The following is a 26940-nucleotide window of genomic DNA, read 5'->3' as shown; positions in this document are numbered from 1 at the left end:
AATCTATGCGAATTGGTTTATTTACAGATACCTATTTTCCTCAGGTTTCTGGTGTTGCGACCAGTATTCGAACCTTGAAAACAGAACTTGAAAAGCAGGGGCATGCTGTTTTTATCTTTACAACGACAGATAAGGATGTCAATCGCTACGAAGATTGGCAAATTATCCGCATACCAAGTGTTCCTTTCTTTGCTTTTAAGGATCGCCGCTTTGCCTATCGAGGTTTTAGCAAGGCTCTTGAAATTGCTAAACAATATCAACTTGATATTATCCACACTCAGACAGAATTTTCTCTTGGCTTGTTGGGGATTTGGATTGCGCGTGAATTGAAGATTCCAGTCATCCATACCTATCACACCCAATACGAAGACTATGTACATTATATTGCTAAGGGGATGTTGATTCGTCCTAGTATGGTCAAGTATCTGGTTAGAGGTTTTTTGCATGATGTGGATGGGGTGATTTGCCCGAGTGAGATTGTCCGAGACTTGCTATCTGACTATAAAGTCAAGGTTGAAAAGCGGGTTATTCCAACTGGTATTGAGTTAGCTAAGTTTGAGCGTCCGGAAATCAAGCAAGAAAATCTGAAAGAACTGCGTACTAAACTAGAGATTCAAGATGATGAACAGATGTTGCTTAGTCTTTCCAGAATTTCCTATGAAAAAAATATTCAGGCAGTACTAGCAGCTTTTGCAGAAGTTCTGAAAGAGGAAGACAAGGTCAAACTGGTGGTTGCTGGGGATGGTCCTTATCTGGATGACCTTAAAGAGCAAGCCAAGAAACTAGAGATTCAAGACTCTGTTGTCTTTACAGGGATGATTGCTCCTAGTGAGACCGCTCTTTACTATAAGGCGGCAGATTTTTTCATCTCGGCATCGACAAGTGAAACGCAAGGTTTGACATACTTGGAAAGCTTAGCCAGTGGAACACCTGTCATTGCTCATGGAAATCCTTATCTGGACAATCTTATCAGTCATAAAATGTTTGGAACCTTGTATTACGGTGAACATGATTTGGCTGGAGCTATTCTGGAGGCTCTGATTGCAACGCCAGATATGAATGAGCATACCTTATCAGAGAAATTATATGAGATTTCAGCTGAGAACTTTGGGAAACGAGTGCATGAGTTTTATCTGGATGCCATTATTTCAAATAATTTCCAGAAAGATTTAGCCAAAGATGATACGGTAAGCCAGCGTATCTTTAAGACAGTTTTGTATTTACCGCAACAGGTGGTTGCTGTGCCCGTAAAAGGCTCTAGACGAATGCTGAGGGCTTCAAAAACACAGTTAATCAGCATCAGAGATTATTGGAAAGACCGGGAAGAATAGAAAGAGGCAAAGCTATGAAAAAACAATTAATGAGAAGTGGTCGTGATCAAAAAATTGCTGGAGTATGTGCTGGGGTAGCCCATTATTTTGATATGGATCCGACTATTGTTCGTGTAATATGGGGTGTTCTTGCATTTTGTTATGGGGCAGGAATTGTAGCTTATATCATTTTATGGATTATTGCACCAGTAGCAAGTGACTATTGAAAACTAGTTAAATTCATGATAAGATAATATAAAATAGAATGTAATGAAGGAGAAAAAATGGCATTTGGAGATAATGGAAAACGTAAAAAAACTATGTTTGAGAAATTAACCTTGCTTATCGTACTTATCATGTTAGTAGCAAGTATTTTGGGTATTTTTGCAACTGCAATTGGTGCCCTCAGTAATCTATAAAATAGATTCAAGAAAATTTTGTGACTGGGATTTCCCAGCCCTTTTTTAAAGCGAGAAGAAAAAATGAGTATGTTTTTAGATACAGCCAAGATTAAGGTCAAGGCTGGTAATGGCGGCGATGGTATGGTTGCCTTTCGCCGTGAAAAATATGTCCCTAATGGTGGTCCTTGGGGTGGTGATGGTGGTCGTGGAGGTAATGTGGTTTTCGTTGTAGACGAAGGTTTGCGTACCTTGATGGATTTCCGCTACAATCGTCATTTCAAGGCTGATTCTGGTGAAAAAGGAATGACAAAAGGGATGCATGGTCGTGGTGCTGAAGACCTAAGAGTTCGAGTGCCACAAGGTACGACTGTGCGTGATGCTGAGACAGGCAAGGTCTTGACAGATTTGATTGAACACGGTCAAGAATTTATTGTAGCCCACGGTGGTCGTGGTGGTCGTGGAAATATCCGCTTTGCAACACCAAAAAATCCTGCACCTGAAATCTCTGAAAATGGAGAACCAGGTCAGGAACGTGAGTTACAGTTAGAACTTAAAATCCTTGCAGATGTTGGTTTAGTTGGATTCCCATCTGTAGGGAAATCAACACTTTTAAGTGTTATCACCTCAGCTAAGCCCAAAATTGGTGCCTACCACTTTACGACAATTGTGCCAAATCTAGGAATGGTTCGTACCCAATCAGGTGAATCCTTTGCAGTAGCTGATTTACCAGGTTTGATTGAAGGGGCTAGTCAAGGTGTTGGTTTGGGAACTCAGTTCCTCCGTCACATCGAGCGTACACGTGTCATCCTTCACATCATTGATATGTCAGCTAGCGAAGGCCGTGATCCATATGAGGACTACCTAGCGATCAATAAAGAGCTGGAGTCATACAATCTTCGCCTCATGGAGCGTCCACAGATTATTGTAGCCAATAAGATGGATATGCCTGAAAGTCAGGAAAATCTTGAAGAATTCAAGAAGAAATTAGCTGAAAATTACGATGAATTTGAAGAGTTACCAGCTATCTTCCCAATTTCTGGATTGACCAAGCAAGGTCTGGCAACGCTTTTGGATGCTACAGCTGAATTGTTAGACAAGACATCAGAATTCTTGCTCTACGACGAGTCAGATATGGAAGAAGAAGCTTACTATGGATTTGATGAGGAAGAAAAAGCCTTTGAAATTAGTCGTGATGACGATGCGACATGGGTGCTTTCTGGTGAAAAACTCATGAAACTCTTTAATATGACCAACTTTGATCGGGACGAATCAGTCATGAAATTTGCTCGACAGCTTCGTGGTATGGGAGTTGATGAAGCCCTTCGTGCGCGTGGTGCTAAAGATGGTGATTTGGTCCGCATTGGTAAATTTGAGTTTGAATTTGTAGACTAGGAGACTGGTATGGGAGATAAACCGATATCTTTCCGAGATGCGGATGGCAATTTTGTTTCCGCTGCAGATGTTTGGAATGAAAAGAAATTGGAAGAACTATTTAATCGTCTCAATCCAAATCGTGCCCTGAGATTGGCACGAACTAAAAAAGACAATCCATCTCAGTAAAATAGATAAAAAGATTCCGTGCCATATGAGACACGGAATTTTCTTATTCTTCAAAGAAAAATGGTGGAGCAAATTTTTTCAGCTCTTCAAAGCACTTTTGGGCAGCTTCTGCATCTTCACAGATGACAAGGCAGACATCATCGCCACAGAGGGTAGCGATAGCGTCAGGGAAGCTCAAGGCATCAATGATAGAACCAAAGGATTGAGCAAGTCCAGGAAGGGTTTTTAGTAGGACTTGGTGTTGAACTGGACGCATCAAGACAAGAGCATCTTCCATGTAAATTTCGAGACGTTTTTCCCATTTTGAGATTGAACCTGTATTGAGCACGTAGTAAGAGTTGTCTTCTTCTCGTACTTTTGAGAGGTTCATACTTTTAATATCTCTCGAAAGTGTAGCTTGTGTAACTTGAATGTCGTTATCAGCAAGAAGAGCTTGTAGCTCAGCTTGAGTATGAATCTTGTTTTTCGTTACAAGAGCTCGTATGAGTTGGTGTCGGTGTTCAGATTTATTCATAAAACATTACTCCTTGTACTAGGTACAGAAAGCGTGGACTGAACGAGATCGTCAGTCGGGTGGTAAGCGGTATTGTCACGTATGAAGATTTCAAAGTCAGTAGTAATTTAGAACGATACGGAGTGAGTCTCCTTCTTTTTACTTGTCACTAGTTGGGTGTAGATGAATTGGGTGTATACCCGTTTATTTACATTGGTGTCCTCTACTAACAGTAAATCATTCAATTAGGGTAGCCTTTTGTCACGACTTGTTGAGAATTTACGATTAATGTCAATTCACAGAGATTTTCCAACATGTGGTGTGGTAGCGAGTGTTATAAATGGTTACACATGTTGGTTAGATTCTTAGTATCTTTTGTCAAAGGTCCAGTTTTAGCTACGTCATAGGTCTAGACTAGGATTGAATTTGATACTAAGTTTATGTGTAGTTTAACAGTTCAAGTGGAAATAGTTTCATCTTAAAAGTCTGGTACATTATACCTTTTGACAAGGTAGGATAAGACTAGACTGTTCAAGATCGACAGTCAGGTGGTAAGCGGTATTGTCACGGATTGTGATTTCAAAGTCAGTAGTATAGAGGACTAAACGAAGAGTATCTCCTTCTTTTAGCTTGTAAATAGTTGGCTGCAGTTCAAATTGGATATCCATCCATTCATCTGCAGTAATATCCTCTACCGACAGTAAATCATTTCTATTTTGTAAGTTGAGATAGCCTTTTGTCACGACGCGTTGTGCATTTTCGCGAAAAGGCAATTCGTTGAGATTTTCCAACATATGGTAGCGACCGTTGTCAATGGTTCTAGCACTTAAAACAGCTGGATAAGGTTGTAGGTATTTTTTCTGTCCAAATTCTAGCAGTTGGGCAGATAATAAACCCTTGTTTGTGCTGGATTTGATACGTAGATTGAGCTGAGCACGACCGTTCAAGTGAAGATCTTTAGTTACAGGAAGGTCAATAGTGATTTGATTGGCTTTCCCTTGATAAAGTTCCGTATTGAAAGTCTGGTATGTCTTACCATAACGCTCAAAATCCTTATCTGAGTACTGGTTTTGAATGACTTGCTCTTCTTGACCAAGTGAGAAGGTTTCAAAGTTCTCTTGCTCACCGAATGTATCAAGTGATAACCAAGCCTGAGGAGCTGTATTGTCCTGCCAGATAACAGTAGGAAGTTGGTATTCCGTTTCCTGTCCCAATAATTTCTTAGTCAATAAGGCATTCATGGATTCACGGAAGTCAATGGATTGCCAGTTGTTCATGTAAACATGTGCGCCATTATGGAAAAAGAGGTGCTTATTGATATGAGCAGGTAGAGCATGGAACATCTGGTAAACATGAAGTGGTTTGACATTCCAATCCTGAGACCCGTGAGTAAAGACAACCTCTGCTTTTACCTTATGGGCATTGAGTAGATAATTACGGTCATGCCAAAACTGATTGTAGTCGCCAGATTTGCGATCCAGTTGCTCTTTTACTTTTTCTAAGTCAGCTTGGTGAGCTTCGTTCCCACGAATATAGTCACCAGCCAAGAGATTACGAGAGTAGGTTAGTTTAGCAAGGGAGTCAAAGTCCTCACCTGGATAACCACCTGGGCTAGTTACTAGACCGTTTTCACGGTAGTAGTTGTACCACGAAGAAATACCAGCCTCGGCAATGATAACCTCTAAACCATCTACACCTGTAGTCGCTAGACCATTGGACATGGTACCTAGATAGGAAAGTCCAGTTGTGGCAACTTTTCCGTTTGACCAGTCAGCCTTGACTTGACGCTGGCGCGTATGGTCAGTAAAGGCACGGCAGCGACCATTGAGCCAGTCAATGACATTGTTATAAGCCTCTATTTGCTGGTAGTCCCCGTTAGTCATGAAACCTGTAGAGTCTTTGGTACCAACACCTGAGACATAAAGATTGGCAAAACCTCGTGGAAGGAAGTAGTCGTTGAGAGTATAGCTAGCGTTGATGTGCGTTAGCTTTTCCTCAGCTTCTGACACAAGCTCAGCTTGACCTTGAGGTTGGACGAGATTTAGTTGAGGTTCCTCTAACTCAATCTTGTGAGCAGGTTTTACCTCGAATTCGCCCTCCATCTTGTAGAGAGCCTTATCACTAGCCTTGTCATTGGTTCCCTGATGGTAGGGGCTGGCTGTCATGATAGCAGGGATTTTTCCATCATAACGAGGACGAATAATGCTGACCTTGACTAAGTCTGGAAGCCCTTTTCGGTCAGTATCGACACGAGTCTCAACGTAAACGACTTCACGAATGACATCATGGCTAGAAAAAGTAGCCAAACTCTTGCCGTTAAAGTAGTGGTAGGTATTATCTTCAGGGATGAGACCATCACTTACCAGTTGATCAATCAGGAGATTTCCTTTTTTGGTTCGAGTATTGAGTAACTGATAGAGATTTTCAATCAAATCACCATATACAATAGGAAAACCAGTTTCTTTACGGAAAACATCACTGTCTTCAAAGTCAACCAAATAAGAAAAACCTAAAAGTTGAAAAGCCACAGTATAGAAAATATCTGCAGTCAACTCTTTGTCAGATTGAAAAAATGTCAGTAAGTCAGTTTCTTTATCAACTGCTAAACTGGATAGAGGATAGGAGCTGTTTTTAAAATTAAAAAAGAAACGAATAAGAAACGCTTCAAGCATTTGTTTATTTGTAATGTTGACTGGTAAATCAAATCCATACTTTTTTAATTCAAAGATAATTGTATCTCTAGGTAGCGCTAAATAGCTGAATTGATTAAAACGCATAAGACCTCCTATTTATGAAATATATTACAGTTATTATATCAAAAAATAGAGAGAAAAGAAACTATAAAAATTAACAGAAATTATAATAAATAAAAATGAGTATTTATGAAATAAATATGTAAAATGATAAGCCTAAATACAAAAATATTAGTGATACTGTTAAAAATCGTGCAAGGATTGTCTAGTCAACTATGATTTGAGTTATTAGACATTTAAGCATCAGTAATAGTAATAGAAATTTAAAGAAAATGGTATAATATAGTGAGAATGATAGAGGAGAAGTGTAAATTGATCGCACAACTAGATACAAAAACAGTCTATAGTTTTATGGAGAGTGTCATTTCGATTGACAAGTATGTGAGAGCAGCTAAAGACTATGGCTACACTCATCTGGCTATGATGGATATTGATAATCTTTATGGTGCTTTCGATTTTCTAGAGGTTACAAAAAAATACGGCATTCATCCTCTGTTAGGGCTTGAAATGAATGTGCTTGTAGATGATAAGGATGTGAATTTGCGCTTTTTAGCTCTATCTAGTGTAGGCTATCAGCAGTTGATGAAGCTTTCAACAGCCAAGATGCAGGGGGAGAAAAATTGGTCAGTTTTATCTCAGTATCTGGAGGATGTTGCGGTAATTGTGCCTTATTTTGATGGACTGGAGTTGTTAAATCTTGGCTGTGATTACTATATAGGGGTTTACCCAGAAACACTGGCAAGCGAATTTTATCGTCCTATTTTGCCACTTTATCGGGTCAATACATTTGAAAGTAAGGATAGAGAAGTTCTTCAAGTATTAACAGCGATTAAAGAAAATCTCCCGCTTAGAGAAGTTCCTTTGCTTTCGAAACAAGATGTTTTTATGTCAGCAAGTTCTTTAGAGAAACTATTCCAAGAGCGTTTTCCTCAAGCCTTGGAAAACTTAGAAAAGCTTATTTCAGGTATTTCTTATGACTTGGATACTAGTCTGAAACTGCCTCGCTTTAATCCTGCTAGACCAGCAGTAGAAGAATTAAGAGAACGTGCTGAATTGGGGCTTGCTCAGAAGGGGTTAACTGGTAAAGAATATCAAGACCGTCTAGACCAAGAATTGGCTGTTATTCATGATATGGGCTTTGATGATTATTTCTTGGTTGTTTGGGATTTATTGCGTTTTGGACGTTCGAATGGCTATTATATGGGAATGGGACGAGGTTCCGCAGTTGGTAGCTTGGTTTCCTATGCTTTAGACATTACAGGGATTGACCCAGTAGAGAAAAATCTGATTTTTGAACGTTTCCTCAATCGTGAACGCTATACCATGCCTGATATTGATATTGATATTCCTGATATTTATCGTCCAGATTTTATCAGATATGTTGGTAATAAATATGGTAGTAAACATGCGGCTCAAATCGTTACTTTTTCTACCTTTGGGGCTAAGCAAGCTCTGCGAGATGTTTTGAAGCGCTTTGGTGTGCCAGAGTATGAATTATCTGCAATTACCAAGAAAATCAGTTTTCGTGATAATCTCAAGTCGGCTTATGAGGGTAATCTCCAGTTTCGTCAGCAAATCAATAGTAAGTTAGAATACCAAAAAGCCTTTGAAATTGCCTGCAAGATAGAGGGCTATCCAAGACAAACCTCTGTCCATGCGGCTGGTGTTGTAATCAGTGACCAAGATTTGACCAATTACATCCCTCTAAAACATGGTGACGAAATTCCGCTGACTCAGTATGATGCTCATGGAGTTGAATCTAGCGGACTTTTGAAGATGGATTTTCTGGGACTGCGAAATTTGACCTTTGTCCAGAAGATGCAAGAATTGCTTGCTGAATCAGAAGGTATTCACCTTAAAATTGAAGAAATTGATTTGGAAGACAAAGAAACGTTAGCTTTATTTGCCTCTGGCAATACAAAAGGTATCTTTCAATTTGAGCAACCTGGTGCCATTCGCTTGCTCAAACGTGTGCAACCAGTCTGTTTTGAAGATGTCGTAGCAACTACTTCTCTAAATCGACCAGGTGCCAGTGACTACATCAATAATTTTGTGGCAAGAAAGCATGGGCAGGAAGAAGTGACTGTTCTGGATCCAGTACTGGAGGATATTTTGGCTCCAACCTACGGCATCATGCTCTATCAGGAGCAGGTTATGCAGGTTGCTCAGAGATTTGCTGGATTTAGCCTCGGAAAAGCCGATATTTTACGTCGGGCTATGGGGAAAAAGGATGCCTTTGCCATGCATGAAATGAGGGAATCCTTTATTCAAGGATCATTAGATGCTGGTCATACTAGGGAAAAGGCAGAGCAGGTCTTTGATGTTATGGAGAAGTTTGCAGGTTATGGATTTAACCGATCTCACGCATATGCCTACTCAGCCTTGGCCTTCCAGTTGGCCTATTTCAAAACGCATTATCCAGCCATTTTTTATCAGGTCATGCTGAATTCTTCCAACAGTGATTACCTAACAGACGCACTTGAAGCAGGCTTTGAAGTAGCACCTCTGTCCATTAATACCATTCCTTATCATGATAAAATTGCCAACAAGTCTATCTATCTAGGTTTGAAATCGATTAAGGGGCTCAGCAAGGATTTGGCTATTTGGATTATTGAACATAGACCTTATTCTAATATTGAAGATTTTTTAGCTAAACTACCTGAGAATTATTTGAAACTTCCCTTGCTGGAACCTTTGGTAAAAGTTGGTCTTTTCGATTTATTTGAAAAAAATCGTCAAAAAGTATTCAATAATTTAGCTAATCTATTTGAATTTGTGAAAGTATTAGGAAGCTTATTTGGAGAGACCATCTATAGTTGGCAGGAATCGGAAGATTGGACAGAACAAGAAAAATTCTACATGGAACAAGAGCTCCTAGGAGTAGGAGTGAGCAAACATCCTCTACAAGCTATTGCAAGTAAGGCTATCTACCCAATTACACCAATCGGAAATTTGTCAGAAAATAGTCACGTCATTATATTGGTTGAAATTCAGAAAATAAAAGTGATTCGGACCAAAAAGGGTGAAAACATGGCATTCTTACAGGTAGATGATAGTAAGAAAAAATTGGATGTTACCCTCTTCTCAGACTTATATCGACAGATTGGGCAGGAATTGAAAGAAGGAGCTTTCTACTATATAAGAGGAAAAATTCAGTTACGAGATGGCCGTCTGCAAATGATTGCACAAGAAATAAGAGCAGCAGTGGCTGAACGCTTTTGGATACAGGTAAAAAATCATGAATCGGATCAAGAAATTTCGAGAATTTTAGACCAGTATAAAGGCCCATTCCCAGTTATCATCAGGTATGAAGAGGAACAGAGAACGATTGTTTCTCCCCATCATTTTGTGACTAAATCCACTGAATTAGAAGAGAAATTAGGTGGAATCGTTATGAAAACGATTTATCGCTAAAATTACGGAAAATAGAAGAATTTTCCATTTAAATGTGATATAATCAGTAAGAATGTTAAAAGAAAAAGGAGCATAACCAATATGAAACGTATTGCTGTTTTGACTAGTGGTGGAGACGCCCCTGGTATGAACGCTGCTATCCGTGCAGTTGTTCGTCAAGCAATTTCAGAAGGAATGGAAGTATTTGGTATCTATGATGGATATGCTGGTATGGTTGCTGGTGAAATTCATCCCCTAGATGCGGCTTCAGTAGGAGACATCATTTCTCGTGGTGGTACTTTCCTTCACTCTGCTCGTTACCCAGAGTTCGCTCAACTTGAAGGGCAACTTAAAGGGATTGAGCAATTGAAAAAACACGGAATTGAAGGTGTAGTTGTTATCGGTGGTGACGGATCTTACCACGGTGCTATGCGTTTGACTGAACATGGATTCCCAGCTATCGGTCTTCCTGGTACAATCGATAACGATATTGTTGGTACTGACTTCACAATCGGTTTTGACACAGCGGTTACTACTGCTATGGATGCTATCGATAAGATTCGTGATACATCATCAAGTCACCGTCGTACATTTGTTATCGAAGTTATGGGACGTAACGCAGGTGATATCGCTCTTTGGGCTGGTATTGCAACTGGTGCTGATGAAATCATCATTCCTGAAGAAGGATTCAAGATTGAAGATATCGTAGAAAGCATTAAATGTGGATACGAGTGTGGTAAAAAACACAATATCATCGTCTTGGCAGAAGGTGTGATGTCAGCAGCTGAATTTGGTCAAAAACTTAAAGAAGCTGGAGATACAAGCGACCTTCGTGTGACAGAACTTGGACATATTCAACGTGGTGGTTCTCCAACTGCGCGTGACCGTGTTTTGGCATCACGTATGGGTGCACATGCCGTTAAACTTCTTAAAGAAGGTATCGGTGGTGTTGCGGTTGGTATCCGTAACGAGAAAATGGTTGAAAACCCAATTCTTGGAACTGCAGAAGAAGGAGCATTGTTTAGCCTTACTGCAGATGGTAAGATTGTGGTTAACAACCCACATAAAGCTGACCTTGAGCTATCTAGCTTGAATAAGAGCTTGTCATAATTTATAATTTAGTTAATAAGACCAAAAAGGTCATATATAAAGGAGTCACAAAAATCATGAACAAACGTGTAAAAATCGTTGCAACTTTGGGACCTGCGGTAGAAATCCGCGGTGGTAAAAAATTCGGTGATGACGGATACTGGGGTGAAAAACTTGATGTTGAAGCTTCAGCTAAAAACATTGCTAAATTGATCGAAGCTGGTGCTAACACATTCCGTTTCAACTTCTCACACGGTGACCACCAAGAGCAAGGTGACCGTATGGCAACTGTTAAACTTGCTGAAAAACTTGCAGGTAAAAAAGTTGGTTTCCTTCTTGATACAAAAGGACCAGAAATCCGTACTGAATTGTTTGAAGGAGATGCAAAAGAGTACTCTTACACAACTGGTGAAAAAATCCGTGTTGCTACTAAACAAGGAATCAAATCAACTCGTGATGTGATCTCATTGAACGTTGCTGGTGCTCTTGATATCTATGATGATGTTGAAGTTGGTCGTCAAGTTTTGGTTGACGATGGTAAACTTGGTCTTCGTGTGGTTGCTAAAGATGACGCAACTCGTGAGTTTGAAGTTGAAGTTGAAAACGATGGTGTAATTGCTAAACAAAAAGGTGTTAACATCCCTAACACTAAAATTCCTTTCCCAGCTCTTGCTGAACGTGATAACGACGATATCCGCTTTGGTCTTGAACAAGGAATTAACTTCATCGCGATTTCATTCGTACGTACTGCAAAAGACGTGAACGAAGTTCGTGCAATCTGTAAAGAAACTGGAAACGGACACGTTCAATTGTTCGCTAAAATCGAAAACCAACAAGGTATCGACAACTTGGATGAAATCATCGAAGCTGCTGATGGTATCATGATCGCTCGTGGTGACATGGGTATCGAAGTACCATTCGAAATGGTTCCAGTTTACCAAAAAATGATTATCAAGAAAGTCAATGCTGCAGGTAAAGTTGTTATCACAGCAACAAACATGCTTGAAACAATGACTGAAAAACCACGTGCAACTCGTTCAGAAGTATCAGACGTATTCAACGCTGTTATCGACGGTACTGATGCTACAATGCTTTCAGGTGAGTCTGCAAACGGTAAATACCCACTTGAGTCAGTAACTACAATGGCTACAATCGACAAGAACGCTCAGACTCTTCTTAACGAATACGGTCGTTTGAACTCAGATTCATTTGAACGTAACTCTAAGACAGAAGTAATGGCTTCAGCTGTTAAAGATGCTACTAACTCAATGGACATTAAATTGGTTGTAACTCTTACTAAGACAGGTCACACTGCACGTTTGATTTCTAAATACCGTCCAAATGCTGACATCTTGGCATTGACATTCGACGAATTGACAGAACGTGGATTGATGTTGAACTGGGGTGTTATCCCAATGTTGACAGATGCTCCATCATCAACTGATGATATGTTCGAAATTGCTGAACGTAAAGCAGTTGAAGCAGGTCTTGTACAATCTGGTGACGATATCGTTATCGTAGCTGGTGTACCAGTTGGAGAAGCTGTACGTACAAACACAATGCGTATCCGTACAGTACGTTAATTAAAATGAAAAAAGTCTATCATATCAAGCTTTCTAGCCTGTATGATAGGTTTTTTTGTAGCAGGGGGCAAATAAGGGGCAAAACTTTTTAAAAAAGGCCAGTTAATACAAATACGATTCAGCTAATATAATTGAAAATGATGGAAAAAAAGGTGAAATTATGGTATACTTTAACGTAGGACCTTTTTAGAAATTTTGAAAGAGTATTAAAAATTTAAAATGAGAAAAATTGTTATCAATGGTGGCTTGCCCCTGCAAGGTGAGATTACCATTAGTGGTGCAAAAAATAGTGTTGTAGCTTTGATTCCAGCTATTATCTTGGCAGATGATGTTGTGACTTTGGATTGTGTTCCAGATATTTCGGATGTTGCTAGTCTTGTCGAAATTATGGAATTGATGGGCGCTACCGTTAAGCGTTATGACGATGTGTTAGAGATTGATCCAAGAGGTGTTCAAAATATTCCAATGCCTTATGGGAAAATCAATAGTCTTCGTGCATCTTATTATTTTTATGGAAGTCTTTTAGGTCGCTTTGGGGAAGCTACAGTTGGTTTACCTGGAGGATGTGATTTGGGACCACGTCCTATTGACTTACATCTTAAGGCTTTTGAAGCTATGGGAGCCACTGTTAGCTACGAGGGTGATAACATGAAGTTATCTGCTAAAGATGTGGGACTTCATGGTGCAAGTATTTACATGGATACGGTAAGTGTAGGTGCGACGATTAATACAATGATTGCTGCGGTTAAAGCAAATGGTCGTACTATTATTGAAAATGCAGCCCGAGAACCTGAGATTATTGACGTTGCTACTCTCTTGAATAATATGGGGGCTCATATCCGTGGTGCTGGAACCAATATTATCATTATTGATGGTGTTGACAGATTACATGGAACGCGTCATCAGGTGATTCCAGACCGTATTGAAGCGGGAACGTACATTTCCTTAGCTGCTGCAGTTGGTAAGGGAATTCGTATTAATAATGTTCTTTATGAACACTTAGAAGGATTTATTGCTAAGTTGGAAGAAATGGGAGTACGAATGACTGTATCTGAAGACAGCATTTTTGTTGAGGAACAGTCTAATTTGAAAGCAATCAATATTAAGACAGCTCCTTATCCAGGTTTTGCTACTGACTTGCAACAACCAATTACTCCTCTCTTGTTAACAGCAGAGGGGCGTGGTACCATTATTGATACCATTTATGAAAAACGAGTAAATCATGTTTTTGAACTAGCAAAGATGGACGCAGATATTTCGACTACAAACGACCATATTTTATATACTGGTGGACGTTGTTTGCGTGGTGCAAATGTAAAAGCTACTGACCTTAGAGCTGGGGCTGCACTTGTCATTGCTGGTTTAATGGCTGAAGGCAAAACTGAAATTACGAATATTGAGTTCATCTTACGTGGATATTCAGATATTATTGAAAAATTACGTAATCTAGGAGCGGATATTACACTTGTTGAAGAATAAACCGTAGAGGTGTTTATGAATATTTGGACCAAATTAGCAATGTTTTCTTTTTTTGAAACGGATCGCTTGTATTTGCGTCCTTTCTTTTTTAGTGATAGTAAGGACTTCCATGATATAGCTTCAAATCCAGAAAATTTACAATTTATTTTCCCAACTCAAGCTAGTCCGGAAGAGAGTCAATATGCACTGGCCAATTATTTTATGAAGTCTCCTTTAGGTGTATGGGCTATTTGTGACAAGAAAACTGAAAAAATGATTGGTTCAATTAAGTTTGAAAAGCTAGATGAAATTAAAAAAGAAGCAGAACTGGGTTATTTTTTGAGAAAAGATTCATGGTCTAAAGGTTTCATGACAGAAGTTGTTAAAAAACTTTGTCAGCTTTCTTTTGAGGAATTTGGTTTAAAACAACTATCCATCATTACCCACCTTGAAAATGAAGCTAGCCAACGGGTTGCTCTTAAGTCTGGATTTCGATTGATTCGTCAGTTTAAAGGAAGTGATCGCTATACAAAGAAAATGCGAGATTATCTTGAGTTTCGCTTTGTAAAGGGAGGAATTAATGAGTAAACACCAAGAAATTCTAAGTTATTTGGAAGAATTACCCGTTGGTAAAAGAGTCAGTGTTCGAAGCATTTCCAACCATCTAGGAGTCAGTGATGGAACGGCTTATCGGGCCATTAAAGAAGCTGAAAACCGTGGAATTGTAGAGACTCGCCCAAGAAGTGGTACTATTCGTGTTAAATCTCAGAAAGTTGCTATAGAGAGATTAACTTTTGCTGAAATTGCAGAAGTGACTTCTTCTGAGGTTCTAGCTGGTCAAGAAGGTTTAGAGAGAGAATTTAGTAAGTTCTCAATCGGTGCCATGACTGAGCAAAATATCTTATCTTACCTTCATGACGGGGGACTTTTGATTGTCGGAGACCGTACCCGTATCCAATTACTAGCACTTGAAAATGAAAATGCAGTTCTAGTTACAGGTGGATTTCAGGTTCATGATGATGTGATTGAATTGGCCAATCAAAAAGGAATTCCAGTTTTAAGAAGCAAGCACGACACTTTCACAGTTGCAACCATGATCAATAAAGCCTTGTCAAATGTCCAAATTAAGACTGATATTCTGACAGTTGAGAAACTTTATCGTCCGAGTCATGAATATGGTTTTCTGAGAGAGACAGACACTGTTAAAGATTATTTGGACTTGGTACGTAAGAATCGTAGCAGTCGTTTCCCGGTTATCAATCAACATCAGGTTGTTGTTGGAGTTGTAACCATGAGAGATGCTGGTGATAAGTCACCAAGTACCACAATTGATAAGGTCATGTCTCGTAGTCTATTTTTGGTTGGATTATCGACAAATATTGCCAATGTGAGTCAACGGATGATTGCTGAAGACTTTGAAATGGTACCGGTTGTTCGAAATAATCAAACATTGCTTGGGGTTGTAACCAGACGAGATGTCATGGAGAAGATGAGTCGTTCCCAAGTTTCTGCTCTACCGACTTTTTCTGAGCAGATTGGTCAAAAACTTTCTTATCATCATGATGAAGTAGTGATTACAGTGGAACCCTTTATGCTTGAGAAAAACGGAGTTTTAGCCAACGGTGTATTGTCAGAAATTCTGACCCACATGACTCAAGATTTAGTTGTGAATAGTGGGCGCAATCTCATCATTGAGCAGATGCTGATCTACTTTTTGCAGGCTGTTCAGATAGATGATATACTGCGCATTCAAGCCCGTATTATCCATCATACGAGACGGTCAGCTATTATTGATTACGATATTTATCATGGTCATCAGATTGTTTCAAAAGCAAATGTAACCGTTAAAATTAATTAGAAACTAGGAGAAAAGATGATAACATTAAAATCAGCTCGTGAAATTGAAGCTATGGATAAAGCCGGTGATTTCCTCGCAAGTATTCATATCGGCTTGCGTGATTTGATTAAGCCTGGCGTAGATATGTGGGAAGTAGAAGAGTATGTTCGTCGTCGTTGTAAGGAAGAAAATTTCCTTCCGCTTCAGATTGGAGTTGACGGTGCCATGATGGACTATCCTTATGCTACCTGCTGTTCTCTTAACGATGAAGTAGCTCACGCTTTCCCTCGTCACTATATCTTGAAAGATGGTGATTTGCTTAAGGTTGATATGGTTTTGGGCGGTCCAATTGCTAAATCTGACCTGAATGTCTCAAAATTAAACTTCAATAATGTTGAACAAATGAAGAAATACACTCAGAGCTATTCTGGTGGTCTTGCAGACTCATGTTGGGCTTATGCTGTCGGTACACCGTCCGAAAAAGTGAAAAACTTGATGGATGTAACTAAAGAAGCCATGTATAAGGGGATTGAGCAAGCTGTTGTTGGGAACCGTATTGGTGATATTGGTGCAGCCATTCAAGAATACGCTGAAAGTCGTGGTTACGGTGTAGTGCGTGATTTGGTTGGTCATGGTGTTGGTCCAACTATGCATGAAGAACCAATGGTTCCTAACTATGGTATTGCAGGTCGAGGACTTCGTCTCCGTGAAGGAATGGTCTTGACTATTGAACCGATGATCAATACAGGTGACTGGGAAATTGATACAGATATGAAGACTGGTTGGGCGCATAAAACCATTGACGGTGGCCTATCTTGTCAATATGAACACCAATTTGTCATTACTAAGGACGGTCCGGTAATCTTGACTAGCCAAGGTGAAGAAGGAACTTATTAATAAAAAGTGAAAAGGCTACTGGATGTTCATTTTGAAAAAATTCAGTAGATCGTTTCATATTAAGTAAACGCATTGTATTGATGTTTTCAAGCTTTTTCCAAGCCAATAAAATAGGCTCCATAGTATCTGTAGGAGGACTTACCTACAGATATTATGGAGCGTTTTTTCTTATGCTTAGAATGGCAATTTTCCAGCGAAAGCACCTAATTTTTTCTTGGTAGTTTCATCGATTTGTTCAAGAGCAGAGTTGATGGCTTGAACAGTCATATCTGAAAGAGTTTCAAGGTCTTCAGGGTCAACGACAGCTGGATTGAAGTCAATGCTGACAACTTTCTTATCTCCAGTTAAGGTCGCTTGAACAAGGTCTTGAGCAGATTTGCCAACAAATTGCATAGCAGCAAGTTCAGCTTGACTTTGTTCCATCTGTTTTTGAAGTTTTTGTGCTTGACGCATCATATTTTGCATGTTCATCATAAGATTTTTAAGATTCCTTTCGTATCAAGGCTTTGAGCCTTGTTTAATAAATTTTTTTGCCGTTTTTTGCCCTAGAAGTTGTCAAAAGCATTGGCGACTTCTTTTTGTTGAGTTGGGAATAAATGCGAGTAGATGTTGATAGTTGTATTAATGCTACTATGTCCGAGTCGTTTCATAAGTGTAAAAAATATATAATCTTTTCCCTCACCGTTTCTGAGTCCTTTTGAAACTAGAAACGCTGCATGTGAATGTCGGAAATCGTGATTACGAATCATTTTTAATGATGCAGGCATTCTTTTTTTCAATTTAATCTTTTGATTAGAAACCATTGGAGCAGTAAGTTGTAAAGGACTGTCTTGAAAGATTTGTAAGTCTTCTGTATTGTCCGTAAACTCTGCTAATAGGTGAGCTTGTTTTTCTTTCCATTCCGTTAGTTCTTGAACGAATGCCTTATGAATGTAAATTCGACGATTGGATTGGGTAGTTTTTACTGTTCCGATATGGACCTTGTTATTACGAAAGTAAGCTGAATACTTGATATCGATATAACCCTCTGATAAATTAATCTGTTTCCAAGTTAAGGCCAATGCTTCGCCGACTCGAACACCTGTAAACATTAACACTCGATAGAATAGCTGAAACATGTATTCATCTTTTGTGAACAGAGAATCAAATAGCTTGAATTCTTCAGGAGTGAAATAAGACATCTCCTTGTGTTTATCAGGAAGTTTTCTTAGTCCATTGCATGGATTATCTTGTCTAAGACGATTAGCAACAGCAACATCAAACATTTTATGCAGAAAAATCATTTGCTGATTAACAGTCGTGCTTGATAGTGTTCCACCTTTAACACTTGGTTGTTTTACCAACCAATCTCTAAATTTTTTTACTTCATGGATAGTAATGGCAGACATATCTGCATGCTCAAAAAACTTAGAGACATATTGGTTATAGTAGGATATCTGTGTATCAATGGTGCCACGTTTATTCCCACGGAGTTCATCTTCTTGTTGAACTAAAGAGTAAAGGTGAGAGACAGATATTTTATCTTTAATCTGAACTTGGTGAAGTTTGTTTAAGCGATAATCTGCCTCATATTGAACAGCCTCTTTACGAGAGGTAAATCCTGACTTTCTATGTCGTTTGATTTCACCAGTCAATGGGTCTATTCCATCGGTAATATCTACTTTCCATTTTCCCTTGTATCCTTTGAGAACTGACATATCATTTTCCTCTTTCTATGTCAGTAGCTAAGAGTACAGTATCTATTATATCATGTTTTGAGATGATTTTGAATCCAAGAATTTCTTCGGCAATAGTCTTTGGTATTCTTCCAATCCTTTTGTTTTTATAAAGTTTGAAACCTCTTTCGACAAGTAATTTTTTACCCTCTCGTATAACACGTCTAGCCGTGCCTTCTGGATATCCTTGATTTGTGATATCTATGTAGGTAACTGTTTGAATTTCTTGCATTTATTCATTCCTTTCCTTTTTCTTATTCAATTCTAAAAATAACTGGTACGACTTTTCTTGAATAGTTTCTTCTGTATCAGTTTGATTTTTAAATGGGTTTGGTAATTTATTGCCATGGTCTATATAAAACATCTGGTCTATTGGTTCGTACTTGTAAAATTGCAGATGTTCTTTTTTGACTTCGACTACCAAGGATAATCTTCGCATTAGCTGGCCCCAAGAATCTATATGACTTGTTTTTCTTTTCTTAGTTAATTCTAAAAAGAAATCGTAGGGGGAGTAGGGGCTAGTGATGATATAAATATTGGCTAGTAACGGTTTATCAAAATAACGACTACTTGCCATCGCTTTAACATTGTAAGGGTCAAACATTTTGAGTAAGTCTGAGTAGTCAAATTGATGCGGGCGTAATTCGTCTAAGATAATCACGTGTTCTAAATTGTATTGTTGAAAAGGGTCACGGATTGAGCTCGTAATAAAATAGTTAAGGTCATACTGTTCTGCGTATTGACGTGCTAGACGAGTCTTCCCTGTTCCCGCTTTTCCAAAAAGCCAAATAATCGTAACAATTTCATTATTGCTAATCATTTCTTGTCGCCATAGTTCGGCTTGTGTTTCTAGTCGTTTTAAATAGACGGTTTCAATTTTTTGCCTTGCTTTGGCATATTGTGAACCAGTAAGTCGTTGTTCAATTTCTGATTTTGTAATATCACCAGTATAAAGTAGATCCAGTAGATTATCTATAATCATAGTGTCATTTATTTCATATCGTTTGGTTACATTTTTTTCGATAGTGTCTAATAGGAGTAAATAGTTAAAATTCGCAATAACTTCTTTGGGAGAATATTGGTATTTATCTTGATTGGACTCCGTATGATGAACGAGATATGAATAAGCATTGTTAACTGAACCCCTCCACTGCTCAAAACACTGTATTGGTTGTTTAGTCAACTTAGCAAGATTGTTTAAACTTCTAGCACTTTCAAACTGTAGAACAAGGTGTATATGTGGTGTGACAAGATTTCCATCTTGCCCGATATCCTTATCATGCAAAATTCCCGCAAAACGAATCGGTTTCAGAGTATTTGTCATATACTCGATGATATCTTGTAAATTTGAAGATTGGAAATACTCAATCTGTTGGACAAACATTATATTTCTGGCTTTTACCATTTTGAACTCCTTTCTTTTTTTGGAACAATGGAACAAAACTATACTGCTTCAATAACAAGCCCTGAAGCAGTATAATAAAGCTCCTAAATGAATTGAAACAAAACCAGCTTGGAGCTCATGCCTAACGGCAAGCTCCGCTGGTATTTTAATCATCTAGGCTTTCTCGTCCCTTGTATTATATGATTAGGTGAAGTACTATCTAAGGGCGAGAATGTATATAGTTTACGATATAATCTTGTCAGATAGTTGCACAAAAAATCTAATTTATTTTGTAAAATTGTATCTATATCTGAACTTTCTGCCTGTGGTATAATAACTAGGATACATTCCTGAGTTATAGTACATCTGATAGATTGAACAATAGATTTGTACTCTTTTACAATTTCACTATCGCTTTTGCTGCCTTTCATTTTCATTTGTTTTCGTACTATCCTTAATAGATCTACTGTTTGGAAAAAGTTCAAAAACGTATCTTCTTTTATCCATACGATGCAAAGAAGGATATGCGCTAAAAGATAGACGGTAAGGACGATAGTCATTGCTTGAAGTAGCATAGATTGTGCTATTTGAAAATTATCTAAAATTTGGCTCCAAACGTCCCAAGAGATAATGGTGCTAACTTGGTTAACAAACCATATACCTGCTAGAGATAAACTCCACAGAAAGCTCAAGAGTAACTCTAAAGGCAGTAAGTAGTAGAGTTTATCGGTAATGACAGTGCTATTTCTTATAATTCTATTGTTAATGTTTTTCATATATTTTCTCCTTTAAATGTTGGTACGAGAAATGGCATAACATTAGGTGCTGTTACACCATCAATAACTTGAATAATACCAGTTCCTTTTCCGTTAGGAATGACAATTCCAGTCTCTGAATCCAAGTCTGGGAATAAAAATGTTGTCGCTTTTCTATTGATTAACCCCAGTTGTATCAAGAAATTACACTGCTCTCTAACGGCAATCGGTAAAGCGTTTGTGTCCATCCGCTGACTAACTAGGATTAGATGGACAGACGTTGCTCGTCCAAGTAGTGCAATATTGGATAATAGTGCAAAAAAGGTCTCTTTAACATTTTTGGAAACCAAAGATGTTAAAGCAAGCAATTCATCAATCACAAGACAACGATGTTGAAATTTTTTAGCAGGATTTTCAAGAAGCTCTGCTTGTCTTTGATAGATAGTATCTAGTTCTACTTTTAGCAGGGTGTTCACCTTAGACAAAAACTCATCCGCTGAGAAGTCTCTCTCTTGATAAAGAACTTGTATGTTCTGTTTTAAGCAGTAACGAGAGATAGAATCGCATTTAGGGTCTACAACTGTTACATGAGCAAATTGATTAATAACAGAGATAAGATAGGTCAAAGCGTAGCTCTTTCCAGAACCAGAAGAACCAGCAATCAAACAATGAACGATGCGATTAAAATCAATTCGATAGTTTTTCATGAGTTCAAAACTCTCGTTTTGAACAGAGACATCAGATAGCTTTTGATACGTCAATCTTTCAGGTATTCCCTTAAAGAATGGAAATCGAAAAGCACGACTAGTGTTAATGCTTACACTATCACGTTTGACGATATAGGCAGAAGGCTGTTTTAGAAATGTCAACAAAGGATAAGCACTTGTGGACAAAATTTGAAAAATCTGTTGGTATAGAGTATTATCCAAAATATATGCACAAGGAAAACGAGGAACAAAGTCTAGATAATTATCACCATAGATGAATTGGAAGGAATTAGTAGTTGAAGAAATAGAGCTGTTTCCCAACCCTATTTCTACACACTGAACTAGATATTCAGTATCAACTACGAATTCCCGTTTATTTTCTGATTGAATAAACGGAAATGCCATTGGTTACTTACCTCCTTCTTTGATAATTTTTACAGATTCAGCTTTAAAATAAACATTGTTTTTCACTTTACAAGCAACAGGATTGATTAACTCCACCTCTGCGAATTGTTCAATTTCTTGAGAAGTGGGGAATTTGACAAGAAAAGGATTCTGACCAGGGATAATGAAATATCGACTAAATCCATCTACTTCGTCAGTCCGCTTATTATCTTTATAGACCCACTTAATTTCTTCTTCGACGGATAATGAACTAAAAATAGGGTTTTCTCCAAATATTTCATTAAAAAGAGCCACGTTATATCCATAAACTGGATTCTTGTATTTAAATGCACTCATGTGCTATTCCTCCATAATCAGCATACCTAGAATTTGCTGATTTCTAATTAAAAATTTTTGTGTAATGAACTAGGCGCCTTTTTTATTCCTTACATTATCTATTGTATTCTGATTTCCCAACGACTTTGTATACACTAGAATAAAATTTAGAGATAAAATTGTATACATTGTAAGAAAGAATATGTGATATGCAATAAAAAAAGACTTCACGATTTTAGTCGTAAAGCCATAATTTTTATTCGTAATCTTGATTGTCTATGAAATCATTGACGTAGAGAGTTAGATGATTATCTTTTGTTTTTTCATAAAATTTGATAAGTTGAGTTAAATCAGAATAAAGTTTAAATTTATCATAGTTCTCACTAGTATCCTTATATTTATTATGTATCTTTTCTAAAAATAAATTCTGGTATTGAAGTAGTTGTAGAAATTGAATATGAAATAAACTATTAGTTTTATCGATTTGTTCTTTTTTTAGCTCATTTACTAAAAGATAGTATATATCATCTTCCAATATAATGTTTAAAAGAACATCAGAATCTAAATAGTATATTATTTTGCTAGGAGCATTATTTTTACCTCTGGTATTCAAGCTATTGTTAAATCTTCCTATAAATTTATCAAAAATTAAATCAATTATTTTATATATAGTATATTCGAATGCTTCAAATATATAGATAATATTTTCAGGTTTACGTAGTAGAACAGAAGTAATATTTCCTAAATCGGTAGTGTACCAAGTTTGAAGTTGGGAATTGACTTTTTCCAAGTCTCCAGCATAATTATTTTGTAATTTACGGTTAAAAGAATCACTGTGTTGTTCATCTTTTGATTTAAAAGGAGTATATTTATCAGGATAGTTATCTGAATAATAAAAAACGGAATTCATGAAGTGCTTTTGAAAAGTGGGATAGCTTAGTAGAAATTTTAATACGATATTACCTAAACGTTCAGTTTTTTTATTAGGTTTGAAACCGAGAGATTGAGATTTATGATATAAAACTCGCCATGTCTCAGATGAAACAGAGTCAATTTGAACATCTATATTATTTAACAGACATCCTAAAAGTAAAATTTTTACGATTTCTTGTTTCTGTTCTTTATTTCCTAAAAGTAATTCATCTTGATTACAATCAAGGGTAGCAGTTAATGCTTTAATTTGATTATCTGATAAAAAACTCCTAAAATTATCATGCACTCCTTTTTCTATTTTGCCAATATTCCTTTCTGTGATGCCTGTTATAGGATTATTTTGTGTATTTCCTGTTTCTTTTACCTTTTTATCATAAGTACATTGAGAGATATGCCTAGAATAAGTTGACAAATTCATTTTTTTTGTTTGTCTGTCTAGTCTAACACGTTCTCCGATATTTTTATATAAATATTCTGTAAAATCCATGGTTTCCTCCTTATCAAAAAGAACCGCATAAAAGCGGTTCAGTAGTTCATTTAGTTATTGAACCTTATAGAAAAATCCTGAGCTATTTCCTTCTATAAGTTGTTGTCCTGTCCATAGTCGTTCTTGGCTGATATCGGACGGGTCCTTATATCCGTTTTCGGGTGAAGAAGTGATAGCCATTGTCAAAGGGATTCCTGCAGGTAAAAAGGCAAGGGCAGAACCACCAGCTCCTCCATTTTTAGGAAGTAAACTTGTTTTAAGATAGTGGTCAATTTCTTTAGCATGTTCAATTGAAACTTGCGAATTATCACTAACCAGTCCATGTTCATCAAATACAAGTTCTACACCAGCACTATTGCGCCATGTACCAGAGATACTTGAAAAATCACCGTTTTGGATAGAAGAAATATTCATTCCTTTAATTTCTTGTGAAGGTGTTGTTTCTCCTGATATTGGATTTGTTACAGATTTCCAAGAAAATGTATCTTGGTTCAGTAGTGGTGGTCTAGTTCCTAATCCAGCTTCTGTATCTGATTCAGTGAGTAATTCTAAGTCAGGTGTATTCGTATTTAGTTTATAGAGCTTGTGAGATTGTTTACCGCCAGATGCACTTGAAAGTTGAAAATATCCATCTTCAAGAGGGACAAAAATCACTTTTTCTCCGATAAAATCTAAATGATTTTCTGCATTAGTGAGTTGAATAACTTTATCATTCTGAATCGTTCTGATGTCTAAAATATCATGTTTACCTGACTTAATTTTCAGAGCAATGATGAGTTCGTCCGTCCCATTTTTATCAAAATCATATAGGCAGTATTCAATATCTGAATATACTTGTGGAGAATTATCTTTTAAGTTAGCTTTGGGATTAATATCCTTAGAGGGTTTATTTTGTGGTTGAGAATATTTTTCTATTACCTCGTTATATAAACTATAATCCGTTTTCTTCACTTCAGAAGAGGAGCTGGATGCTTCCGAACTAGTGGAACTCGTTTGTTCTGTACTTGCTGAAGTAGTATCTTCTTGCTTTTGGTGGCAGGCTACAAGAGTCAAGCTTGTTAAAGCAAGAATAGTAAATAATGTTCTTTTTTTAATCATAGCTAATTTTGTAATGTTAGAACTGTTTAAGTTTGTAAGCTAGTTTTCTACAGTCGTTTGGACACTTTACCCACGCTTACGTTTTACGATAAATCCTAAACCAGTAATTGAAAGGACGGTACCGATAATACCAAGAATAGATGTTGATTCACCTGTATTTGGTAAAGTCTTCTTGTCGTTGTTTTTGTTGTTTTCTGGTTTAGCCGGAGTTTCAGATTTAACTTCTTCTACAGGTTTAGTAGGAGTTTCAGGTTTAACTTCTTCTACAGGTTTAGTAGGAGTTTCAGGTTTAACATCTTCAACAGGCTTAGCTGGAGTTTCAGGTTTAACATCTTCAACAGGCTTAGCTGGAGTTTCAGGTTTCACCTCTTCTACAGGTTTAGTAGGAGTTTCGGGTTTGACTTCTTCAACAGGCTTAGCTGGAGTTTCAGGTTTCACCTCTTCTACAGGTTTAGTAGGAGTTTCAGGTTTAATATCTTCTACAGGTTTAGTAGGAGTTTCAGGTTTAACATCTTCAACAGGTTTAGCCGGAGTTTCAGGTTTGATATCTTCAACAGGCTTAGCTTGAGTTTCAGGTTTGATATCTTCAACAGGCTTAGTTGGAGTTTCAGGTTTGATATCTTCAACAGGCTTAGTTGGAGTTTCAGGTTTGATATTTTCAACAGGTTTAGTAGGAGTTTCAGGTTTGACTTCTTCAACAGGCTTAGCTGGAGTTTCAGGTTTCACCTCTTCAACAGGCTTAGCTGGAGTTTCAGGTTTAACATCTTCCGAAGGTTTAGTAGGAGTAACAGGCTTTGTAGTAGAAAGCGAAGGATTTGCATCTTTAACTACCTTACGAGCAGCAGCTTCGATATTCTTCTTTGCTTGTTCAGCAGTTACACTTGAACCCGAATAATCTTTGTAGGCACGAATTTCACCACTCACAAGGTAGTTTGAAGTTCCATCTAATGCTGGCCCAGCATTTAAGGAATAATCTTTATAGCCATCGGTTGCCTCTAAGATTTCAGAGGCACGCCCTTCAGCATAAGCATTAGCTTCTTCAAAATTTTTAAATACTGCATCAGTCTCGAACGTCACTGTTGGGAACCCGTCTCGTTCTGTAACTGTAACTTCGTTTGCGATAACAGTATTAGATTGCGTAATCGCACCAGCTACACCTATACTAGCAGTTGCAATTATAGCAGTAGCAAAAAGTTTAATTTTAGATTTTGTCTTCATTTAAAGAGACCTCCTATTATTTTGAAGAAATCCTTTGTCCAATAATGTAGACTTTTATGGACAAAATTGATAGAATAAACAAAGAAGATATAATCCGTCAAAATACTAAATTTTTCATTATTTTGAACTAAGAATTGTGAAATATTAGTTGTCCAAAATTTCCTACTTTTTTTGACAAAAACTATAGTTTTTTACCCAATTATGAAAAGTACTTTTTGAAACTCCTAAGATTTCTGCTCCTTCACGAATAGTTATTTCTTTTTGTCTGTGTTTTTTTGCTAAATCATAAAAATTTGGTGGAACATTTATCTTCGGTCTTCCGAACTGTTTCCCTCTTTTTTGAGCTTCTCGAATTCCTTCTAGTTGTCTTTGCTTGATTTGCTCTCTTTCCATTTGCGACACATAGGATAGAACCTGTAAAACCAAATCAGAAATTAGTTTACCAGTGATTGTATCGCTGGTATTTTTAGTATTTAAGAGTGGAAAATCTAAAACGCTGATATGTACCTTTTTTGTCTTAGTGAGTAACTGCCATTGTTCTAAAATATCATCGTAGTTCCGTCCGAGTCTATCAATTGATTTAATTACTATCTCATCATCTGCTTGTAGAACTGTTAGCAATTTTTGGTATTCCGTCCTGTCAAAATCTTTTCCAGAGGCCCTATCTATGAAAATTTGATTTTGGGGGATATTTTCTAATGCCAAAGCAGACATTTGTCTATCGATATTTTGCTCCTTAGTGGATACTCGTACATAACCATAACGCATAAGGCTACCACCTATCTTTTTATCTCTATTTTAGACGAAAAGAAAACTACCGCCCATAATGAGTGGTAGTTTGGTGTACTCTTTGCTACTGTATCTTTTTGCCAAGATTTTGTCTTGTTTGCGTGAATAGTAGTGTTGGATAAAAAATCCTAAGGACTTAAAATCCTTTTAATTCAACCTTTTTGAGGTTTACAAAAATTAAAAACAGTATGTTCAATTTTTGCATGTTCATCATAGTGTTTTATAGTTTCCTTTTCCAATTATTTTCCTTTTTATTTTATCAATTTTGAGGTTAAAAGTCTATTATTAGTATAAATTACTTAACATTAAATTGTCTGAAAATTTATTGAAAAATGAGTGAAAACATGGTATAATGAAACG

25 protein-coding genes are annotated in these 26940 nt (G+C 37.4%); 12 read left to right on the top strand and 13 right to left on the bottom strand.

Features of this window, described 5'->3' with window-relative positions:
* Positions 1-5 precede the first annotated feature (5 nt).
* The 5 genes from D8849_RS01005 to D8849_RS00985 all read left to right on the top strand — a co-directional run bounded on the left by D8849_RS01005 (position 6) and on the right by D8849_RS00985 (position 3271).
* Positions 6-1331 carry a glycosyltransferase family 4 protein gene (locus D8849_RS01005; RefSeq protein ID WP_125385915.1) on the top strand — a complete coding sequence of 442 codons (1326 nt, stop codon included), beginning with the start codon at positions 6-8 and terminating at the stop codon, positions 1329-1331.
* Between the two features lie 29 nt (positions 1332-1360).
* Positions 1361-1537, top strand: a complete 177-nt coding sequence (locus D8849_RS01000) for a PspC domain-containing protein (RefSeq protein ID WP_125386244.1) — start codon at positions 1361-1363, stop codon at positions 1535-1537.
* Between the two features lie 57 nt (positions 1538-1594).
* On the top strand, positions 1595-1729 hold the full coding sequence (locus tag D8849_RS00995) for a DUF4044 domain-containing protein (protein ID WP_000863852.1): 135 nt from the start codon (positions 1595-1597) through the stop codon (positions 1727-1729).
* Positions 1730-1792: 63 nt separating this feature from the next.
* On the top strand, positions 1793-3103 hold the full coding sequence (gene obgE / locus D8849_RS00990; RefSeq protein WP_125385914.1) for a GTPase ObgE: 1311 nt from the start codon (positions 1793-1795) through the stop codon (positions 3101-3103).
* 9 nt (positions 3104-3112) lie between these two features.
* Entirely contained in the window at positions 3113-3271 is a 159-nt protein-coding gene (locus D8849_RS00985) for a hypothetical protein (RefSeq protein ID WP_007284777.1), read from the top strand.
* A 43-nt stretch (positions 3272-3314) separates the two neighbouring features.
* On the opposite strand, the gene D8849_RS00980 is transcribed toward D8849_RS00985, so the two are convergent.
* Together D8849_RS00980 and D8849_RS00975 are read right to left on the bottom strand one after the other, a co-directional pair.
* A complete protein-coding gene (locus D8849_RS00980; RefSeq protein ID WP_001043026.1) occupies positions 3315-3785 on the bottom strand; it encodes an arginine repressor in 471 nt (156 codons plus the stop codon).
* Positions 3786-4258: 473 nt separating this feature from the next.
* A complete protein-coding gene (locus D8849_RS00975) occupies positions 4259-6541 on the bottom strand; it encodes a Xaa-Pro dipeptidyl-peptidase (protein WP_125385913.1) in 2283 nt (760 codons plus the stop codon).
* A gap of 288 nt (positions 6542-6829) precedes the next feature.
* Here D8849_RS00975 and D8849_RS00970 point away from each other — a divergent pair, with 288 nt between their 5' ends.
* The 7 genes from D8849_RS00970 (at position 6830) to D8849_RS00940 (ending at position 16774) form a co-directional block, all read left to right on the top strand.
* Positions 6830-9931: a DNA polymerase III subunit alpha gene (locus tag D8849_RS00970; protein WP_185756188.1), complete on the top strand. Its 3102-nt coding sequence runs from the start codon at positions 6830-6832 to the stop codon at positions 9929-9931.
* Between the two features lie 81 nt (positions 9932-10012).
* The gene (gene pfkA, locus D8849_RS00965; protein WP_000820863.1) at positions 10013-11020 is read left to right on the top strand and encodes a 6-phosphofructokinase; all 1008 of its coding nucleotides are present in this window, start codon (positions 10013-10015) and stop codon (positions 11018-11020) included.
* Between the two features lie 56 nt (positions 11021-11076).
* A complete protein-coding gene (gene pyk / locus D8849_RS00960) occupies positions 11077-12582 on the top strand; it encodes a pyruvate kinase (protein WP_125385911.1) in 1506 nt (501 codons plus the stop codon).
* Positions 12583-12801: 219 nt separating this feature from the next.
* Positions 12802-14061 (top strand): UDP-N-acetylglucosamine 1-carboxyvinyltransferase, encoded by a 1260-nt coding sequence (locus tag D8849_RS00955; RefSeq protein ID WP_125385910.1) that lies wholly within the window; start codon positions 12802-12804, stop codon positions 14059-14061.
* A 15-nt stretch (positions 14062-14076) separates the two neighbouring features.
* The gene (locus D8849_RS00950) at positions 14077-14628 is read left to right on the top strand and encodes a GNAT family N-acetyltransferase (RefSeq protein WP_125385909.1); all 552 of its coding nucleotides are present in this window, start codon (positions 14077-14079) and stop codon (positions 14626-14628) included.
* On the top strand, positions 14621-15898 hold the full coding sequence (gene spxR / locus D8849_RS00945; RefSeq protein WP_125385908.1) for a CBS-HotDog domain-containing transcription factor SpxR: 1278 nt from the start codon (positions 14621-14623) through the stop codon (positions 15896-15898). The genes D8849_RS00950 and spxR overlap by 8 nt, the downstream gene beginning before the upstream one ends.
* 15 nt (positions 15899-15913) lie before the next feature.
* Positions 15914-16774: a methionyl aminopeptidase gene (locus tag D8849_RS00940; RefSeq protein WP_084887236.1), complete on the top strand. Its 861-nt coding sequence runs from the start codon at positions 15914-15916 to the stop codon at positions 16772-16774.
* A 174-nt stretch (positions 16775-16948) separates the two neighbouring features.
* Here the strand turns inward: D8849_RS00940 and D8849_RS00935 are convergent, their stop codons facing one another.
* From D8849_RS00935 to D8849_RS00885, 11 genes are all read right to left on the bottom strand, one after another.
* Entirely contained in the window at positions 16949-17248 is a 300-nt protein-coding gene (locus D8849_RS00935) for a YbaB/EbfC family nucleoid-associated protein (RefSeq protein ID WP_000981526.1), read from the bottom strand.
* Positions 17249-17319: 71 nt separating this feature from the next.
* On the bottom strand, positions 17320-18471 hold the full coding sequence (locus D8849_RS00930; protein ID WP_125385907.1) for a site-specific integrase: 1152 nt from the start codon (positions 18469-18471) through the stop codon (positions 17320-17322).
* A gap of 1 nt (position 18472) precedes the next feature.
* Complete coding sequence (locus tag D8849_RS00925) at positions 18473-18721, bottom strand: DUF3173 family protein (protein WP_125385906.1); 249 nt, start codon at positions 18719-18721, stop codon at positions 18473-18475.
* Positions 18722-19894, bottom strand: a complete 1173-nt coding sequence (locus D8849_RS00920; protein ID WP_125385905.1) for a Rep family protein — start codon at positions 19892-19894, stop codon at positions 18722-18724. It abuts the gene before it with no gap.
* 149 nt (positions 19895-20043) lie between these two features.
* Positions 20044-20649 carry a hypothetical protein gene (locus D8849_RS00915; RefSeq protein WP_125385904.1) on the bottom strand — a complete coding sequence of 202 codons (606 nt, stop codon included), beginning with the start codon at positions 20647-20649 and terminating at the stop codon, positions 20044-20046.
* On the bottom strand, positions 20646-21740 hold the full coding sequence (locus tag D8849_RS00910; protein ID WP_125385903.1) for a P-loop NTPase family protein: 1095 nt from the start codon (positions 21738-21740) through the stop codon (positions 20646-20648). The genes D8849_RS00915 and D8849_RS00910 overlap by 4 nt, the downstream gene beginning before the upstream one ends.
* Positions 21741-21743: 3 nt before the next feature.
* Positions 21744-22076, bottom strand: coding sequence for a hypothetical protein (locus D8849_RS00905; RefSeq protein ID WP_125385902.1), 333 nt, complete (start codon positions 22074-22076; stop codon positions 21744-21746).
* A gap of 235 nt (positions 22077-22311) precedes the next feature.
* Positions 22312-23475 carry a hypothetical protein gene (locus tag D8849_RS00900; RefSeq protein WP_125385901.1) on the bottom strand — a complete coding sequence of 388 codons (1164 nt, stop codon included), beginning with the start codon at positions 23473-23475 and terminating at the stop codon, positions 22312-22314.
* A gap of 54 nt (positions 23476-23529) precedes the next feature.
* On the bottom strand, positions 23530-24573 hold the full coding sequence (locus tag D8849_RS00895) for a DUF6287 domain-containing protein (RefSeq protein ID WP_125385900.1): 1044 nt from the start codon (positions 24571-24573) through the stop codon (positions 23530-23532).
* A gap of 66 nt (positions 24574-24639) precedes the next feature.
* A complete protein-coding gene (locus D8849_RS00890) occupies positions 24640-25791 on the bottom strand; it encodes an LPXTG cell wall anchor domain-containing protein (protein ID WP_125385899.1) in 1152 nt (383 codons plus the stop codon).
* Between the two features lie 162 nt (positions 25792-25953).
* Entirely contained in the window at positions 25954-26559 is a 606-nt protein-coding gene (locus D8849_RS00885; protein WP_125385898.1) for a recombinase family protein, read from the bottom strand.
* Between the last annotated feature and the right edge of the window lie 381 nt (positions 26560-26940).

It is taken from the genome of Streptococcus mitis (assembly GCF_003942765.1).
Classification (GTDB): Bacteria; Bacillota; Bacilli; order Lactobacillales; family Streptococcaceae; genus Streptococcus; species Streptococcus mitis_BE.
The sequence above is the reverse complement of the archived record's forward strand: the minus strand, read 5'-3'. Positions and strand labels throughout refer to the sequence as shown.